This is a genomic window from Suicoccus acidiformans, from assembly GCF_003546865.1.
GTDB lineage: Bacteria > Bacillota > Bacilli > Lactobacillales > Aerococcaceae > Suicoccus > Suicoccus acidiformans.
The window spans coordinates 2,096,784-2,114,590 of the sequence record NZ_CP023434.1; the positions used below are offsets into that span (position 1 = coordinate 2,096,784).

Below are 17,807 nucleotides of genomic sequence, written 5' to 3' on the forward strand. Positions count from 1 at the left end.
AACGGTCGAGAAATTTCCATCAACCGTATTTATTTTAGAACCTTTTAAGCTTTTGTCCCAGCCTCGTATTTTCCATTGAGTTCTTTTCTGCTAATAATTCCGTGTATAGCTGGGCATATTTTTTACCATTCGCTTCTACACTATATTCCTTTGCTTTTTGATAGCCATTTTCAGTTAAATCTTCAAACTTTCCATCTAAAATTAGTGAGAGCATGGCCTTAAAATCACGTAAATTTCTACCCTTGTATAAATCGTAACCATCTTGATATTTCTTAAAGACAGGGATTGCTCGTACTAAAGTTGGAGCTCGACTAGCTAAAGCCTCTAATAAAACAATACCTTCTGTTTCCTCACGGGTTAAGAACAAATACAAATCACATGCCTGGTAAACCAAGCGAATCTCCTCACGTGGTACATACCCCGGAAAATAAAGATTGCTAGGCGCCTGATCAATGAGTTCTTTAATGTCACTCGGGAGCAGTCGGCGGTTCAATTCTCCAAACCAAAAGAACTTATAGTCTGGAAAACTATGGGCCAACTGGACAAAGTCGTCAATTCCTTTTCGAGCAATCGGCAAACCAACTGACACAATCATTTTTTCATGGTCTCTTACACCCAGTTGATGTCTGAATGCTTGCACCTCCTCATCATCAGCCTGCCAATAGTCAATATCAATACCATTGGACATGACTTGAATCGGTTGCTTAAAGCCGTAGTCTTCTAGCAACCCCTTCGAATAATCGGTCGGTGTTAAAATAAGATCTGAACGACTGTAGGCGAACTTCAACCATTGCTTGAACAAGGGGGACAGTGCATTTGAACCGATAAAGGAATCCCTAAAGTCCTCTTGAGTCGAATGGGCAAAGTAAATAACTGGTTTGTTTAACACACCCGAAGCTATCGCTTGGCAGACCGACTGAGGAAAAACAGTATTCACTTGGATCAAGTCATAGTGGTCATGAGGGTTGAGGGTATACTCAATGCCAGCTGATGCTAGACTCATTTCTTGATGAACTTGAGCACGACCCACACCACTCTTTTCTATTAAGCTTGCAAAATCTGAACATAGATAAACTTTCATTGGCTTAACCCCCTAATAATTTTTGAACCAGGTCTAAAATCGCTACCGTTCCATACGTGTAAATGTAAATACTCCAAGTTTTTGTTGTGAGAATAATCAAGGCATAGCTCTTCCAGGTCATTGCCGACAAACCGGCCAAGTAACATAGGAAGTCATCCGGGCTAAACGGCCAGATCATAAACCCTAAAAACACTTTTCCAAAATTCTTATGCTCCAAATAACCAATGTACTTATCATATGTTTTTTCTGATGTTAAGGCTTTAACTAAAGGTTTGCCATATTGGCGAGCCAAACAAAAGTTAATAAGAGAGCCAATCACAATGCCGACATAATTATAGACACAGCCCAGCCAGTCTCCAAAGATAATCGCCCCAACCGGAATGGTTATGGCACCCGGAACGATTGGGATAACCACTTGAACAATTTGAATGAAGATGAAGACTAACGGTCCCCATACCCCTGCTTGATTCAAAAAGTCTTTCATGACTTCTTCATTCGTCAACAAACCAATTTTGAAGGCATACCATAAAAATATAACCGTTGCTATCGTGCCGATAATGCCGAGAGCATTCACTAAATCTCTAATTCGTTGACTAGACATAGCTCACTCAATTCCTTTTTTCATGTTTATCTACAAACCCTTAGTTGTCGACATCTCTGTAATCCTGTGATTCAATTCATTCTTATTGATGTTGGGAAAGTTTTTATTAAAAGGACTTAAACACTCACGTCCATGCGTCTTGACCTCACTTGAGCTAAGGCATAGGTCACAACAATGTAAGCAAGTCCTAATAGAACAACCGACCAGATTTTAGCCATATCAATGTCTATGCCTAGATTTCTATATGCTACAGAGTAAAGATACGGCGTTAAGTCTACTTTCACCCAAGAAGAAATTAACTGTGCGATACTGTTCATCATGTTGCTTGATAAGAAGAAGGCGACAATCACCGTAGCAGTCTTGCTTTGTGTCAAGAGTTGAGCCAGACTAACTACTAAAGCTGCAATCACGATATAAATCTCATTCAACAAGAAATGACTAGCTAAATTTCCTACATCAACTGTCCAAGCATCTTGACCTGAAATCATATGAGTAAACGCACCGTAAGCTAGACTAATTGCAAGTGTAAGCACTCCATAAGCCAGGCCCGAAACAATCTTAGACGTCACCCAATTCCTTCTTGCCCCATCAAGGGTTAATAGATTTTTAATATAACCTGAACTCCAATCATTCCCCACAAAGAAAGCAAAGAATATCCAAGCAATCATCACCATGTTCTGCATCATATATAGCGTTGATGGTTCAAAAGATAAGCTTTCTTTCGTCTGCTCCATTAATGCATCATAGGTTGCTTCATCAACCACTTCTTCTGGACCAGAGCTTACAACGATACCAGAATTATTTTCTTCACTTTCTTTTTGTTTTTCAATTCGTTGTAGGGTCTCTTGTTTATATTCCTCATAATTGCTGTTCTTCAATGCATTACTATCGCTGATTGCACTCAAACTAGTAAAAACTACCATCAAACCAATGAGCACCCATAGAGCTCGAGTTCTTACCATCTTTTTAAGGTCAAATTGTATAAAATTAAGCATGTTGTCCGCCTCCTGTTAAGTTGATGTAGTATTCTTCTAAAGAGTTTTCATGGTAATAGAAGGTATCGAATAGAATTCCATTTTCAATTAAGTTGTGTGAAATATATTCCGGTTGATCAATGCTTTCATATATTTCAAGCTCTGTTGGATTGACAACCAGAAAATCTGTAATCTTTAATTCTTCTTCAATAAAGTTAGTCACTCGAGATAACTGATTGGACGTTAATACTAACTTGTCTCTGTTTTCATTCAGCAACTCGTCGCGAGTCACTTCAGTCAGCAAACGTCCCTCATGGATAATTCCTAGTTTGTTCACAATCTTATCCAACTCACTTAAGATGTGACTAGAAATAATGATGGTGATTTTCCTTTCTTGGTTTAATTTCAAGATTAAATTCCTAAAGTCAGATATACCCTGTGGGTCCATTCCATTGGTTGGCTCATCTAAAAGCAAGATGTCCGGATCTCCAATCAATGCTAGAGCTAAGCCGAGTCGTTGCTTCATTCCAAGAGAGAATTGCTTGGTTCTCTTTTTCTTAACTACATCTGCTAAGCCAACTAAGTCTAAAATGTCTTCGATATAATTCTTGCGACGAATTCCCATCGCTTCACACTTGAGCATCATGTTTTGGTAGGCGGTTAAGTCAGGATAAAGTCCCGGCGACTCGATGATGCTACCAATGCGAATACCATTATCTTTTTCAACTTGAACTTCTTCTCCAAAAACTTCAAACGTTCCTGAGTCAGGGTGGATTTGCTGGGATAATATTTTTAGTAAGGTTGTTTTTCCTGCACCATTTCGACCAATCAAACCATAAATATCACCTTGTTCGACTTGAATTGATACTTGATCTAATGCGACTTGACGACCATATTTTTTTGTTAACTTATTACTTTTTATCGTTGTTGTCATTGGGGTGTCCTCCTTTTTTGATTCTAAATTTATTATAGGAGACACTCATAAAGTCATCGCAAAGCAAGTATAAAGAAAGTATAAAGAAATAAAGCAAAAAGTTTAAAGAAGGACTTGACCTTGTTTTTTGCAGGATGTTCCTCGTCTCTTACACATGTAATTTACGCCTTTACATCAATAAATGCTTGTATTTTAACTTACATCATGCTTACAGAATTGAAAGAATGCTCACCGACTGAAGTGAGTGAGTCTCAATGTTTCAAGCAAGCATATGTAAAGCTGCCTTTAAAGTTGAACACTCGCGCAAGAAATCTCACGCGAGTGTTCAAAGGCATAAATCGTGCCTACCACGACATTGACCTCGTTAGGCATTGACTCTCTTCGTTTGGTAAAAAAGTGAAAACAAAAAGTTATACTAGTCACTTCAAATTAAGAGCGTCCAGTATAACTTTTTTGTGCGGTCAACGAAAATTTTGATTAAAGTAAAACATCTACTTTCCAACTTATGGAAATCCATACTGTGGGATTATGTCTATTTCCCAACTTACGGAAACTCATACGGTAGGATTTTGTCCATTTCCCAACTTATGTAAATTCATACTGTAGGTTTATGTTCATTTTCCAACTTATGAATTCCCATACAGTGGAATTTTATCCAATTTGCAACTTATGAAATTCCATACGAGAAGCTTCTTATCGATTCAATTAATCTTCAATTTTCTTCGGATCCAGGCGAAAACCTACTCCCCAAACGGTTTCAATCCATTCTTCACCTGTCTGGTCTAACAGTTTTTTTCTAATATTTGAAACATGAACATTGATGGTCTTATCGTCTCCCATATAATAATCATCCCAAGCTTGTTGGTAAATCTCTTCTTTAGTAAAAATCTTCTTCGGATGTTTAAGGAAGAGTTCAATGATCTTCGCTTCTTTTCGAGTAAGGTTAATTTCTTCGTCCTGGTAACTCAAACTTTTATTATCCAAATCAAAAACCAAGCCTTGAATATCTAAAGTCTGGCTTTCTTCTCTAGTTTCTCCATGCTGTTGATTAAGTTGGACTTGAATTCGTGCGGTTAATTCACGTAAATCAAAAGGCTTCACTACATAATCATTCGCACCCATCTCCAACACATCCACCTTGGATTCGATGGAACCTTTTGCAGACATGACAATGACTGGAGTCAGGGTCTTTTGTCTAAAATGTTGTAATAACTCTTCCCCAGACATCCCTGGCAACATCAAGTCCAAGAGGATCAAGTCATACTTATTCATCTCTAACATCATCTTAGCCTCTGTTCCAGAATAGGCTGAAGATACTTGGTAGCTCTGCTTCGTTAAACTTTCAGTCAACATCGAATGGATGTCAGGATTATCCTCAACAATTAAGATCTCTGCCATTTTTTCACCTCATTGTTTACTGATTAGAATTATATCATATTTTTTAAAATTGTTCTCTTTAGTCGACAATGTAGGTATGTGTCAAGGCATTCTCGGTAAACTTATAAAAGTTGCACAAGTATTCTGTTTTAACATTAAAATTCTATGCTCAATCCAACGCCATGAACATCTGAGTTACAGTCGATGTTTTTTTCTTCGCCTGGCGTGGGACCGCCTTCAACTTCCTCCGGAATTTTCCGGCTTGCCTGGCTACTCGTAGCGTAAGTGGCGGAGCCACAACGCTACGATGTGCGCCAGGTCATCCTTTTCACGCTGGGCTCGAAAAACAAATCTCCTTTCACTCAGATGTTAGCCAACACATACCGAACAAACATCATCTACTTGTTGCGGTTTAATGTTTTTATTAAACGGTCTAAAGCACTTGAACTTGATGCATTAAGAGATATCCTGCCTCGAACAACACAACTTGAGTCTGACTTAACTTTCTTTAATGCTTCACGGACAGCACCTTTTATTTCCTCCCCGAGTAATTCTTGATAACCTTTGTAATCAACGTCCTTAAAATAAGCTTCTTCAAGATGCCCATTCTTAATAGCTGTGATAATCGCAGACATATTCTCTGCTCCTTTTTTACTCCATGTTTTTCCTTGTTTTTTCATTCGATAAGTATAAAGCCGATGGCCACTTTCACAAATACCTAAACTTTTATCTTTATTTTCCTCAAACGGAACAATATATTGCCAATTTCTCCTTAAATAATTTCTTAGTTTGTCTATGTTTTCCAAGTAACTTTCATCATCATCAGAATTATGTGTTAGTCGTGATTCTGTTGTGTCTAACAATGAGATGGTCAAGTTCAAATCATGTTTTTTTACTGAGCGCTAATTGCAAGTTAAAGTGAGACTCATTTTCTACCTAGGTCATCTGAGCTATAAACGCAATGTAAATCATGTGCTTCCCGGCGGCGAAGCTTCCCTTGACACTGAGCTGAGGCATGGTACTCGCGAATAGCGAGGTGGGCCCGGGGTTTATGGGGTTGTTCCCATAAACCTTACCCTCTTTAACCATGCCGAAGGAGGATTGTTGTCAAGGGCGCCGGCTATGCGGCTTCAGCTAACCAAATGTCCAAGGCAGAATGACCGGCGTGAATTCCTCTAGGATAAGTGTTAATCCATTCCTCGATGCTTTTAATTTGAGCTTTGGAGTAATCTCGGATGATGGATCCTTTTGGAATGTGACGACGTATCTGGCCGTTGATTTTGTTCATTAGTGCCTCTCTGATAGGCGCTATAGGCATCACAGAAGTAGATTCGGCAGCGCTTTTCACCTTTATCCAAAGAAGATGTCTACATTTCTTTCCAGTTTAAAAATTCACTGTCGTTATCTACGGTAATTGTTTTAAATGTCTTCTTAAACTTCTCAGAGCCTAAGCTGTCCTCAGGATTATCTAAAGCCTCGATAACAGCATTTTGTGTTTGAGAGGAAAGCTTTAGGAGAATCGTTCGTCTGGAACGGCGATCTACCATCGTTAGTAGAGTGGACCGATGTTTTTTCCGGATTCAACGCAGTCCCTTTCTCAATGTCCTAATTCACTTCGATTATTAGCGGCCTTTGGCCTATCATGAATGGATTTAGCCAAGGAGTCTCTTTGCGTTCTTCGTACACCCTTATACTGTCTCCTACTTCTTTTACCTTTACGAGGCAGATCTTTCTTAGTTAAAGAGGCGAAGAACCCTCTCTCAATGTAGTTGTAGATAGTTTTAAAGGAGAGAGTGAGCCCAGACTCTCCTCGTTCCTCAGAGCAACGCTTGCCGCATCGCATATGGTGAGTAGGACTCGCAAGCAATTAAGTTCTCAATGAAGTTAGCTGCTTTATGATTGTTTCCGATTTTTGGATTAGGGCCTTTTCTCTTGGCTTCAAAATCATAGTCATTCTGTGCAACGTCGGCTGAATACATTTTGTAAGGCTCCAGGTCAGATCTTACAACATCGACTAGTCCTCGCTTACGCTCACGGTAAAGATGGCTTTTGAGATACCTAAAGATTCATAAATCTCTTTGTTAGTTTTCTCTTCGCCTTTGGCGCTTTGGCATTCTCAATTAGTAACTTTTCCATCGTCCTACGCATCTCATAGGTCATATGTAAATATTTTTCCGAACTATGGTAGAATAGGTATAGCCCATCGAAATCTCTCCTCTGTATTTTGTGCTTAAAATCAGTATAGCAGAGAAGCCGATGGGCTTTTTTATGGTCTCACTTAATTATATAAGTCGCAAGTTTGAGTCTTTGGTTACATCTGACTTGACACCCGCTACTTTAAATGCTTTCTTTTTTCGATCTTAATATCCATTTGATTCCCTCTTTGCTCCATCTGAGTAAAAAGCACATAAAGTTAAAGCTGTTAAAGACAGTCTTGTAAATCTAAACCATTTTTTATTCTTTGTTCTGGAATAACTATACAACATTTAAAATGTCTGTAATAATTGCTCCAATTCCTAAAATATACCACATAATACTATCCTCTAAACTCTTATTCAATCAACAAGTAAAATTGTATCTATTGAATCTATCCTAAAAACAGCTATATTTTTCTCTTTATTTTCATCAATATATTCAAGTTTTATCCATTCCTCATCTGAGTCCATTACAATGCCTGTAATTGATATACTTCCAACCAATGTTAAAGCTTCATCTGTAATTATCTTACATTTATTATTTTTTAACCCTTGAATTACTATCGACATTCCTTTTCCCTCCTGATTTCTTCTTTCACTTTTTTTTAATATTTTAATAATTTTTTTATTTTCCTCACTAAATGAAATATATATAATCAATAGTGCTAGTATAATTATCCAATCCATTATCTAACCCCTCCTAAAAATTCAAATTTGTCTTATCCGTCGCCTCATCCATACCGTTTACACGACCTACCAAATATCCAAAATGATGACACGACCCTTTCAGAATATTCATAGTGTCGCTACAAGCAAGTATTCAGGAGATATTTTTGAATGCTAATTTCAATAAAATTATTATCTCATTACCCAACCTAAAAATCATAAACCTATTGATTCCAAGCCTTTCAAAGTATTCTTACTCATTTTACCTTGTCATCAATACTAGAGCCTCCACATGGCTTGAGTGGTCAGTTAAATTAATTATTACAAGCTGATTATAATTTTTAAGCTTTAGAGAATCAACAACATTTTGAGTATTACTTCTTCCCTTATCTTTCCTGACATCTTTGATATTATACTTATCTTCGCGACTTTGACACTTGCCAGCCTTAAAAAACACTCTAAACGTTGGTGTATAGCACATATATTGTCAAATATCTCGTGCATATTTTTCGTGCTATTTTTTCATCAGCTATAAATATGACAAAAACATTGTTATTATCGCATTTTCCTTGTATAAAAACCGCTCTATGAATTAGATTGCTTTGACACTTATAATATACTTCATACTTCAAAAAAATAAATATTTTTGTATTAAAGTCCGAATAGTACGCTTTTTTCCGTTGGCACAAACTCCTCCGAAATGTTGATTTAAAGAGGTTTTAGCTACCCTTTGGCCTTTAGAAGTGTCAAACGCGAGATTGTATATAATAGTTTGGGAACTATTTTTCATCAAATTCTCTATGCATTTAACTTTGCAACTAAGCGGGATTATTTTGAGTTCCCATGTCACCAGTAATACTTGCTTTTTATTAGTCTTTAGAATATAATTAATTTACCAGAACCTACTACGTTCCCTGCTTCAAAACGTAGTGGGTCATTTTTTTTAGGAGGAATGATGATGACAGACCCATTTAAATTTTCAAATAATCCTTCAAAATCAATGAAGCCATTTTTAAATTTAAATAGGCTTATTCATAGATTAGAGTGTTCCGATGGATTAAAACTCACCTTCACGGATAAAGAAAAAGAAGAAGCATTAACCATCTTAAAAACAACTAATTATTACACCTTATCTATATATAAAAAGCAATTACCATATGATAACACTAAAAACATATTCACCTTTTCAAATTTGATTCAACTTGTAGAATTTGATACATTTTTAAGGCAAGCCATTAGCCCCTTTACACAGAGAATCGAAGAAATCATGAAAACAACAGTTGTTACCAGCACTTGTGTTAACTATAACGGGAGGTTCTCAAAAGGGGAATGCTATCTCGACCAAAAAATATATGCTACCCCTGAAAACTATGAAGAAATTATCGTAAGTCTTGAGCAGACTGTTGAAGAGAATAAAACTTCACTCACCATTAAACATCACATAGAAAAGAAAAATGGGCACATTCCTTTGTGGGTGCTGGCGGAAGAAATGACATTTGGACAATTATCATTTTTCTTTTCATCACTTAACGATGATATTCGTAAAAATTGGGCTTATTATGGTTTTTTATCTAGAAATCAACAACTCAAAAAAGTCAAAGGCGAAGAAATTAATGCCAGATTAGCGTCTTGGTTTTCTGCTGCCTGGTTTTTGAGAAATTTATGCGCCCATAATCAAAGACTATATGGAAAACTATTAATAACAGGAAATCCACAAATTTATTCCTCAGATATGCGCAAGATGAAACGATATGGCAAAAAGAAAAACGACAATAGAGATCTTTTCGCTTACTTGATTAGTATCAAAAACATCCTTATTTTTGATACTTTATCAACCCAAACACGTTGGAATACCTTCTTAAATAAACTGGAGAATGAGATTGAACAAAATTCTAACGTAGTTAAATTATTCAAAATTGGCTTTGTACCAGATTGGAAAAACTTGCTAGAAATTGATTTAGATAAAGGGCTTAATCAACTATTGTAATTCTACACAAAAAGACTAAAAACTAAAGTCAACTTAATTTTAATACCATATCCTGACTTTCGTTGTTTAAAATTAATTTTCTATTTTAAAACGGTGATATCATACGCTTTATCGCCGTTTTCTTTTATATATTTTTGTCCACTTATGTTCACTTATTATTAAAATTATGGTATAATAGTCTTAACGACTAAGTGAGGTGAAATCGATGTATGTAACGGTAAGTGGATCTGGAAAATATCGAGTGATTCAATTCGTTGAACAACACCGCATTCCCAATACCAAGAAGAAGAAAACAAAAGTTATTGAAACCGTTGGGAATTACGAAAAGATGCTTGCGGAAGATCCCGACATCATGGAAAAGCTTAGAACAGAAGCAAAGAAACGCACGTGTATATGTCAAGTGAAAAAGGGACCACCTTGCCGTTGAAAAAGGGACCACCTTTTGGGTCAATGTAACGGCTTAGGCTAATTTATGAAAAGTTAGTTAAGAAGAAAGTGTCTCAGCGCTTCATACCTCCTTTTGGCTGGCTTGCGCCTCCTTCCAGGCACTGGTCTGCTTCATCCGATAACTCTCCCCTCGCATGTCCACAACATGCGCCTTAAAGGCTAAACGATCCACCAGGGCTCCCGTTAAGGTCGGGTCTTTAAAGCATTCCTGCCAGCGATCAAAGGTAAGGTTCGTCGTAATCATTGTAGAGCCCTTTCCCATCCGATTAGAAAGAAGATTAAACAGAAGCTCAGCCCCGGCTTCATCAAAGGATAAATAACCTAATTCATCGACAATCAAGAGATCGACCTTATTTAATCGCTGTTTGAAGCGATAAAATTGACTTTGCGTGACGGCCTCTCTTAATTCAATAACAAGATTTGGGGCATTTACGAACTGTACATGATAATTCTGCAGACAGGCCTCCATGCCAAGACCAATGCTAAAATGCGTCTTCCCTGTTCCAGGGTTGCCAATAAGAATGACGTTCTGTTTCTCTTGAATAAAATTCAGGGTCTTTAATTCGCGTAGTTGTTGGCGAACACCTTCCTTAAACACTTTCTCGTCAAAGTCCATCAGGTACTTCTTTTGGCTAAACTTGGCCTGTCGAATCCTTCTTTGATAGCTTCGATTTCGACGTTGTTCCACCTCCTCTGTCAATATCTCTGTGAGGGCTTCTTCCAAATCCAGTCCGCGACTCGTATATTCCAGGAGCAGGTGTTGGTAATTTTCCTTCAGATAGGGAAGTTTTAGTTCATTAGCGGCTTCTGCGATTGTTAACATAAGCTTTCCTCCAAACCATAGAGAGCATTTAATTGATGGAGCGTTGCTTCTGTCTGATGAAGAATCGCCTCCTGATTTTTAGGAACACCCTCATTTTCCGTTGTGACACGTTGCACCAACTGATCATAGGCCAATTGCTGGCACAAAGCCTCTCCACTGAGGCTATGGTATTTCTCAAGTTGTTCTATGAATTCTTTAGGGTGTCCGCTATAATATTTATGATAGAGTGTTTCCAAGCCGGGGGTTTGTTGAAGAACCAGCGAGTGTTCCAGAGCACCAGGTTTCTTCTTGAGGGTTTTGATATAGTGACTGATATCAAGCTGAAACCCATGGGAACCCTCTATTTTATTATGCCTGGCCACTTCTTGTTCATTGGCATAAACCACGAGATAATCGGCATAAGCCTTGATCTGAACTCGCTTCCCTACCAAGTAGTCAGGGACAGAATACTGATTCTTCTGATAATGAATCGTGGCATACTTTGTGACGCTGAGCTGACAAAGTTCTGCCAGTTCAAAGGGAGGACGGTATTTAAGAAGGTGGCCTTTTTCTTCTTCCAAACGACTCTCTTGATTCAAAGTCCGTAAGGACTCTTCCAAATGCTGGCGAGCTTCATCTAAAGATTGAAATTGATATTTTTTGGTGAAACAGTTTTGTCTGACATGCTTTACACGACTCTCTACTGTTCCCTTCTCATTCCCACTGAAGCAATTGGTGACATTAATATTAAACCCATAATAAGTGGCTAATTGGATGAGTTGGGGGTTTAGCTCCTTTTCATTACGCCCAATAAAACGAGTGACCACATTTCTCATATTGTCATAGACAAGCTCCGCATACACCCCACCCAGGTTTTCAAAAAATCGCACATGCGCATCCTGAAAGACAGCTTTTTTCTGGTTGGTATAGAGGTAAGCCCAGTAATAATCTGAAGCAGGGCTAGCCCACACAGCGAGATAATAGGTTTTAACCACGCCCTCAATTTCTAATTTGACCTCTCCAAAATCGAACTCCACCCGTGCACCCAATGCATAATTTTGCTTGATAAAAGCCTCTTTAGCTTTCGCTTTCATTTTTGACCAGTAATGAGCGACTGTCCGGTATTTAATCGCATACCCTTCCTCTGCTAGGATTTCATAAACAGCCTTAGCCGTTAGTGCTTGTTTATGAGGTCCTAGCCTTCGATCCTTTTCTCTTTCTTTTTCCAGTAATTCGCTCATTCTAGCTTCCACCTCTGGTGTAAAGGTTCTTTTTTTCCGATTGGAAGTATCATATTTTCTTTCTAAGACTAATTGTTCGGTTGCTGCTTCGATTTCTTTCTCATTTTGAGCGTCATCCAAAGCATCTATACCTGCTTGGTATCGATCCCTTATTCTTCGAATCGTTTTTCTATCAATGTCCATGTCTCTGCTAATTTTCCTAATGGATTCCCCATTTCTAAAACGGTGAATCACTTCGAATTCTTTATTGATACGAATCACTCCTTGGCACCTCCATCTATAATACGTTTATTATAGATGGAAAGGCATGGCAAGTGGTCCCTTTTTGAATAGCAATTTACCCCGAAGGTGGTCCCTTTTTAGATTACAACAAACAGATGTGGGATAAGTTGGAAAGAGATGGCTTTAAAGGTGGCAAAATCCTAGATCCTTCCATGGGAATAGGGAATTTTTTTGCGGCTATGCCCAAACACTTAAGAGAAAAGAGTGAGTTATATGGTGTGGAATTAGATACCATTACAGGAGCTATTGCCAAACACCTTCATCCCAATAGTCGTATTGAAATTAAGGGCTTTGAGACGGTGGTTTTTAACGACAATAGTTTTGATTTAGTGATTTCAAATGTTCCCTTTGCCAACCTTCGGATTGCGGATAACAGGTATGATAGACCTTACATGATTCATGATTACTTTGTCAAAAAGTCACTTGATTTGGTCCATGATGGTGGACAAGTAGCGATTATCTCTTCCACAGGAACTATGGATAAGCGAACAGAAAATATTTTACAAGATATTCGTGAGACAACTGAATTTCTTGGTGGGGTTCGACTGCCTGATTCTGCCTTTAAGGCCATTGCAGGAACGAGTGTCACAACGGATATGTTATTCTTCCAGAAACACTTAGACAAGGGATATGTGGCAGATGACTTAGCCTTTTCTGGTTCCATTCGTTATGAAAAGGATAGTCGCATTTGGCTCAATCCTTACTTTGATGGAGAATACAATAGCCAAGTGCTAGGAACCTACGAGGTCAGAAATTTTAATGGCGGAACACTTTCTGTTAAAGGGATTAGTGATGACTTGATTGCAAGTGTTGAAACAGCTCTACATCAAGTAAAAGCCCCAAGAAAGATTGATAGAAATGAGGTCATCATTAACCCAGATGTGTTGACCGAACAAGTCATGGATACCTCCATTCCAGCTGAAATGAGGGAGAATCTAGGTCAGTACAGTTTTGGTTATCAGGGTTCTACAGTTTACTATCGAGATAACAAAGGCATTCGAGTCGGAACCAAGACGGAAGAAATCAGTTACTATGTCGATGAAGAGGGCAACTTCAAAGCATGGGACACCAAACATTCTCAAAAGCAGATTGATCGCTTTAATGCCTTAGAAGTGACTGATAACACTGCTCTGGATGTCTATGTGACCGATGATGAAGCCAAACGTGGTCAGTTTAAGGGTTATTATAAAAAGACAGTTTTCTATGAAGCTCCTTTGTCTGATAAAGAAGTGGCACGAATCAAAGGAATGGTGGACATTCGAAATGCTTACCAAGAGGTCATTGCCATTCAACGCCATTATGACTATGATAAGAAGACCTTTAACCACTTGTTAGGCAAACTCAATCGTACCTATGATAGCTTTGTCAAACGCTATGGGTATTTGAATAGTGCAGTGAACCGCAATCTTTTCGATAGTGATGATAAGTATTCGCTTCTTGCTAGTTTGGAAGATGAACGTCTGGATCCAAGTGGAAAGTCTGTTATCTATACTAAATCCCTTGCCTTTGAGAAGGCTTTAGTGCGTCCTGAAAAAGAGGTTAAAAAGGTACATACAGCCCTTGATGCCTTAAATTCCAGCTTGGCTGACGGACGTGGTGTTGATTTCGCTTATATGATGTCTATCTATCAGGTTGAATCGAAGATGACTTTGATTGAGGAGCTAGGAGACCTCATTATGCCTGATCCTGAGAAGTATTTGAATGGGGAACTGTCCTATGTTTCGCGCCAAGACTTTCTGTCTGGTGATGTCGTCACTAAGTTAGAAGTGGTGGACCTATTCGTCAAACAAGACAATCAAGACTTTAACTGGCCGCATTATGTGGGACTTCTAGAAACAGTCAAACCAGCACGCATTACTTTAGCAGACATTGATTATCGAATCGGTTCACGCTGGATTCCTTTGTCTGTTTACGGAAAATTTGCCCAAGAAACCTTTATGGGGAAAGTCTATGAACTGTTGGACCAAGAAGTAGCAACAGTCCTTGAAGTCAGTCCCATTGACGGGGTTATCACTTACCAATCTAAGTTTGCCTATACCTATTCCAACGCAACGGATAGGAGTTTAGGTGTCCCTGCTTCACGCTATGATAGTGGTCGAAAAATCTTTGAGAATCTCCTGAATTCCAATCAACCAACCATCACAAAACAAGTTGTTGAAGGGGATAAGAAAAAGAATGTGACGGATGTGGAGAAAACAACAGTCCTGCGTGCCAAGGAAACACACTTACAAGAACTCTTTCAAGATTTTGTAGCAAGGTTTCCAGAAGTCCAACAAATGATTGAAGACACCTATAATAGGCTCTACAATCGTACAGTATCAAAGTCCTATGACGGTAGCCATTTAACCATTGATGGACTTGCTCAGAATATTTCCTTACGTCCTCACCAAAAGAATGCCATTCAACGAATTGTCGAGGAAAAACGTGCTCTACTAGCCCACGAGGTAGGGTCTGGAAAAACCTTGACCATGCTTGGAGCTGGTTTCAAATTGAAAGAATTGGGGATGGTGCACAAGCCTCTCTATGTGGTTCCTTCTAGTTTGACTGCTCAGTTTGGTCAAGAAATCATGAAATTTTTCCCAACCAAGAAAGTCTATGTGACCACTAAGAAAGACTTTGCCAAAGCCAAACGTAAGCAGTTTATGTCTCGGATTATTACAGGGGACTATGATGCCATTGTCATTGGGGATTCCCAGTTTGAGAAAATACCGATGAGTCGTGAAAAACAGGTCGCCTATATCAATGACAAACTCGAGCAACTCCGAGAAATCAAGCTAGGAAGTGACAGTGATTATACGGTGAAAGAAGCGGAACGTTCGATTAAGGGATTAGAAAACCAGTTGGAAGAACTCCAAAAATTGGAGCGAGATACCTTTATCGAATTTGAAAACCTTGGCATTGATTTTCTCTTTGTGGATGAGGCTCATCATTTCAAGAATATCCGTCCAATCACTGGACTTGGGAATGTAGCTGGAATCACCAATACTACTTCAAAAAAGAACGTAGACATGGAGATGAAGGTGAGACAGGTTCAGGCAGAGCATGGAGATAGAAATGTCGTTTTTGCGACAGGAACACCAGTTTCTAACTCTATTAGTGAACTTTTCACCATGATGAATTACATTCAACCTGATGTCTTGGAACGATACCAGGTATCAAATTTTGATTCGTGGGTTGGGGCTTTTGGGAATATCGAAAACTCCATGGAACTCGCCCCGACAGGTGATAAGTACCAACCTAAGAAACGGTTTAAGAAATTTGTCAACCTTCCTGAACTCATGCGAATCTACAAGGAAACTGCCGATATTCAGACCTCAGACATGCTTGATTTACCAGTACCAGAAGCTAAGATTATTGCGGTGGAAAGCGAGTTAACGCAAGCTCAGAAATACTATTTGGAAGAGCTGGTAAAGCGTTCGGACGCTATCAAGTCAGGTAGTGTTGATCCAAGTAGAGATAACATGTTAAAGATAACTGGAGAAGCCAGAAAACTAGCCATTGACATGCGTCTCATTGATTCTGCTTACACCTTGTCTGACAATCAGAAGATTCTTCAAGTAGTGGACAATGTGGAACGCATTTACCGTGAGGGAGAAAATGAGAAAGCTACCCAGATGATTTTCTCTGATATTGGAACTCCTAAAAGTAAGGAAGAAGGATTTGATGTCTACAACGAACTGAAAGCTTTGCTGGTTGATCGAGGGATTCCAAAAGAAGAAATTGCCTTTGTCCATGACGCCAATACTGATGAAAAGAAAAACTCACTGTCTAGAAAGGTCAATAGCGGAGAAGTGCGGATTCTCATGGCTTCGACGGAAAAAGGTGGAACGGGTCTAAACGTGCAATCACGCATGAAAGCTGTTCACCACTTAGATGTTCCTTGGCGCCCCTCAGACATTGTCCAGCGAAATGGTAGATTGATTCGTCAGGGAAACATGCACCAGGAGGTAGATATTTATCACTATATTACTAAAGGGAGCTTCGACAATTATCTCTGGCAGACACAGGAGAATAAGCTAAAGTATATCACCCAGATAATGACCTCAAAAGATCCTGTGAGATCAGCTGAAGACATAGATGAACAAACCATGACCGCCTCAGACTTTAAGGCTTTGGCTACTGGTAATCCCTACCTTAAGCTCAAAATGGAATTGGAAAATGAACTGACAGTTTTAGAGAATCAAAAACGAGCTTTTAATCGCTCTAAAGATGAATACCGCCACACAGTTTCCTATTGCGAGAAGCACCTCCCTATCATGGAAAAACGGTTGAGTCAATATGATAAAGATATTGCCCAATCTTTGGCAACAAAGTCGCAAGATTTTGTCATGCGATTTGACAATCAAGCAATGGATAATCGTGCTGAAGCTGGGGACTATCTGCGAAAACTCATTACCTATAACCGCTCAGAGACCAAGGAAGTCAGAACACTTGCCAGCTTTAGAGGATTTGACTTAAAAATGACTACACGAGGTCCTAGTGAGCCCTTGCCAGAGACTGTCTCTTTAATGATTGTAGGAGATAATCAGTATACTGTCGCCCTTGATTTAAAATCAGACGTGGGAACCATTCAACGGATTAGTAATGCCATTGACCATATTATATATGACCAAGAAAAGACGCAAGAGCTGGTAAAGGATTTAAAAGATAAGCTACGAGTAGCCAAAGTAGAAGTTGAAAAAGTCTTTCCAAAGGAAGAGGACTATCAGCTTGTAAAGGCTAAGTATGATGTTTTAGCTCCCTTGGTTGAAAAAGAAGCAGAGATTGAAGAGATAGATGCAGCTTTGGCCAAGTTTAGTGAAGATACAACACCCCAAAAGAAGCAACAAATAGCACTTGAGATATAAGAAAAAAGGCTGACAAATAATTTTGAACGCGGTAAAATGAAGTCAAGAAATCACAAAAGGAGAATAGATCATGACCCAAACACTAGAAGAAATGCGTTATCAACTAGAAGAATGGTTGTCACAAGGCTTTACGAGTTCAGAAGATAGGGCAAACTACCAAACTTTAAAGGAACAGTATGAAGATGAGACCTTTGATTACAGTTTTTCAAGGCGTGAAATTACTGGACAGCTGGAACTCATCATCACAAGTCGTGAGAATGATTTTCCTAGCTTAGATGAGGTGACAAAGACGGAATACCTTGATTTGGTTGCCCAACTAGATGATTTAGACAAGAGACAGGCTGACTACTATCGCAAGCAATTAGCCTAGAAA

General features: G+C 38.8%; 11 protein-coding genes and 3 pseudogenes. 4 read left to right on the forward strand and 10 right to left on the reverse strand.

The window, feature by feature from the left end; genetic code table 11:
• Nucleotides 1-34: 34 nt before the first annotated feature.
• The 8 genes and pseudogenes from CL176_RS09830 to CL176_RS09870 all read right to left on the reverse strand — a co-directional run bounded on the left by CL176_RS09830 (nt 35) and on the right by CL176_RS09870 (nt 7,849).
• Entirely contained in the window at nt 35-1,081 is a 1,047-nt protein-coding gene (locus CL176_RS09830; protein ID WP_118991153.1) for a glycosyltransferase, read from the reverse strand.
• Between the two features lie 4 nt (nt 1,082-1,085).
• Nucleotides 1,086-1,682, reverse strand: coding sequence for a TVP38/TMEM64 family protein (locus CL176_RS09835; protein WP_118991154.1), 597 nt, complete (start codon nt 1,680-1,682; stop codon nt 1,086-1,088).
• A 116-nt stretch (nt 1,683-1,798) separates the two neighbouring features.
• The gene (locus tag CL176_RS09840; RefSeq protein ID WP_118991155.1) at nt 1,799-2,677 is read right to left on the reverse strand and encodes an ABC transporter permease subunit; all 879 of its coding nucleotides are present in this window, start codon (nt 2,675-2,677) and stop codon (nt 1,799-1,801) included.
• A complete protein-coding gene (locus CL176_RS09845; RefSeq protein ID WP_118991156.1) occupies nt 2,670-3,590 on the reverse strand; it encodes an ABC transporter ATP-binding protein in 921 nt (306 codons plus the stop codon). Before CL176_RS09845 ends, CL176_RS09840 begins: the two co-directional genes overlap by 8 nt.
• 705 nt (nt 3,591-4,295) lie before the next feature.
• Nucleotides 4,296-4,988, reverse strand: coding sequence for a response regulator transcription factor (locus CL176_RS09850; protein WP_118991157.1), 693 nt, complete (start codon nt 4,986-4,988; stop codon nt 4,296-4,298).
• Between the two features lie 377 nt (nt 4,989-5,365).
• On the reverse strand, nt 5,366-5,773 hold the full coding sequence (locus tag CL176_RS09855) for a hypothetical protein (protein ID WP_162890950.1): 408 nt from the start codon (nt 5,771-5,773) through the stop codon (nt 5,366-5,368).
• A gap of 314 nt (nt 5,774-6,087) precedes the next feature.
• Nucleotides 6,088-7,171: pseudogene (locus CL176_RS13105) on the reverse strand (IS30 family transposase).
• A gap of 351 nt (nt 7,172-7,522) precedes the next feature.
• Entirely contained in the window at nt 7,523-7,849 is a 327-nt protein-coding gene (locus CL176_RS09870) for a hypothetical protein (protein WP_118991160.1), read from the reverse strand.
• A 937-nt stretch (nt 7,850-8,786) separates the two neighbouring features.
• Here CL176_RS09870 and CL176_RS09875 point away from each other — a divergent pair.
• Both CL176_RS09875 and CL176_RS09880 read left to right on the forward strand, forming a co-directional pair.
• The gene (locus CL176_RS09875; protein ID WP_162890953.1) at nt 8,787-9,815 is read left to right on the forward strand and encodes an Abi family protein; all 1,029 of its coding nucleotides are present in this window, start codon (nt 8,787-8,789) and stop codon (nt 9,813-9,815) included.
• Between the two features lie 205 nt (nt 9,816-10,020).
• Nucleotides 10,021-10,203, forward strand: a pseudogene (locus tag CL176_RS09880) (IS1634 family transposase); the annotation flags it as partial.
• A gap of 120 nt (nt 10,204-10,323) precedes the next feature.
• On the opposite strand, the gene istB reads toward CL176_RS09880, so the two are convergent.
• Together istB and istA are read right to left on the reverse strand one after the other, a co-directional pair.
• Nucleotides 10,324-11,085, reverse strand: a complete 762-nt coding sequence (gene istB / locus CL176_RS09885) for an IS21-like element helper ATPase IstB (protein ID WP_118989628.1) — start codon at nt 11,083-11,085, stop codon at nt 10,324-10,326.
• Complete coding sequence (istA, locus tag CL176_RS09890) at nt 11,079-12,566, reverse strand: IS21 family transposase (RefSeq protein ID WP_118989686.1); 1,488 nt, start codon at nt 12,564-12,566, stop codon at nt 11,079-11,081. The genes istB and istA overlap by 7 nt, the downstream gene beginning before the upstream one ends.
• A 110-nt stretch (nt 12,567-12,676) precedes the next feature.
• Here istA and CL176_RS09895 point away from each other — a divergent pair.
• Nucleotides 12,677-17,434 (forward strand): annotated as a pseudogene (locus CL176_RS09895) (SNF2-related protein); the annotation flags it as partial.
• Nucleotides 17,435-17,504: 70 nt separating this feature from the next.
• On the forward strand, nt 17,505-17,804 hold the full coding sequence (locus tag CL176_RS09900; RefSeq protein WP_000194866.1) for a DUF5962 family protein: 300 nt from the start codon (nt 17,505-17,507) through the stop codon (nt 17,802-17,804).
• Nucleotides 17,805-17,807 lie beyond the last annotated feature (3 nt).

Excerpts from the sequence above, each read along its gene's own strand:
- CL176_RS09830 (WP_118991153.1), bottom strand. The coding sequence starts at position 1,081 with ATGAAAGTTTATCTATGTTCAGATTTTGCAAGCTTAATAGAAAAGAGT.
- CL176_RS09835 (WP_118991154.1), bottom strand. The coding sequence starts at position 1,682 with ATGTCTAGTCAACGAATTAGAGATTTAGTGAATGCTCTCGGCATTATC.
- CL176_RS09840 (WP_118991155.1), bottom strand. The coding sequence starts at position 2,677 with ATGCTTAATTTTATACAATTTGACCTTAAAAAGATGGTAAGAACTCGA.
- CL176_RS09845 (WP_118991156.1), bottom strand. The coding sequence starts at position 3,590 with ATGACAACAACGATAAAAAGTAATAAGTTAACAAAAAAATATGGTCGT.
- CL176_RS09850 (WP_118991157.1), bottom strand. The coding sequence starts at position 4,988 with ATGGCAGAGATCTTAATTGTTGAGGATAATCCTGACATCCATTCGATG.
- CL176_RS09870 (WP_118991160.1), bottom strand. The coding sequence starts at position 7,849 with ATGGATTGGATAATTATACTAGCACTATTGATTATATATATTTCATTT.
- CL176_RS09875 (WP_162890953.1), top strand. The coding sequence starts at position 8,787 with ATGACAGACCCATTTAAATTTTCAAATAATCCTTCAAAATCAATGAAG.
- istB (WP_118989628.1), bottom strand. The coding sequence starts at position 11,085 with ATGTTAACAATCGCAGAAGCCGCTAATGAACTAAAACTTCCCTATCTG.
- CL176_RS09900 (WP_000194866.1), top strand. The coding sequence starts at position 17,505 with ATGACCCAAACACTAGAAGAAATGCGTTATCAACTAGAAGAATGGTTG.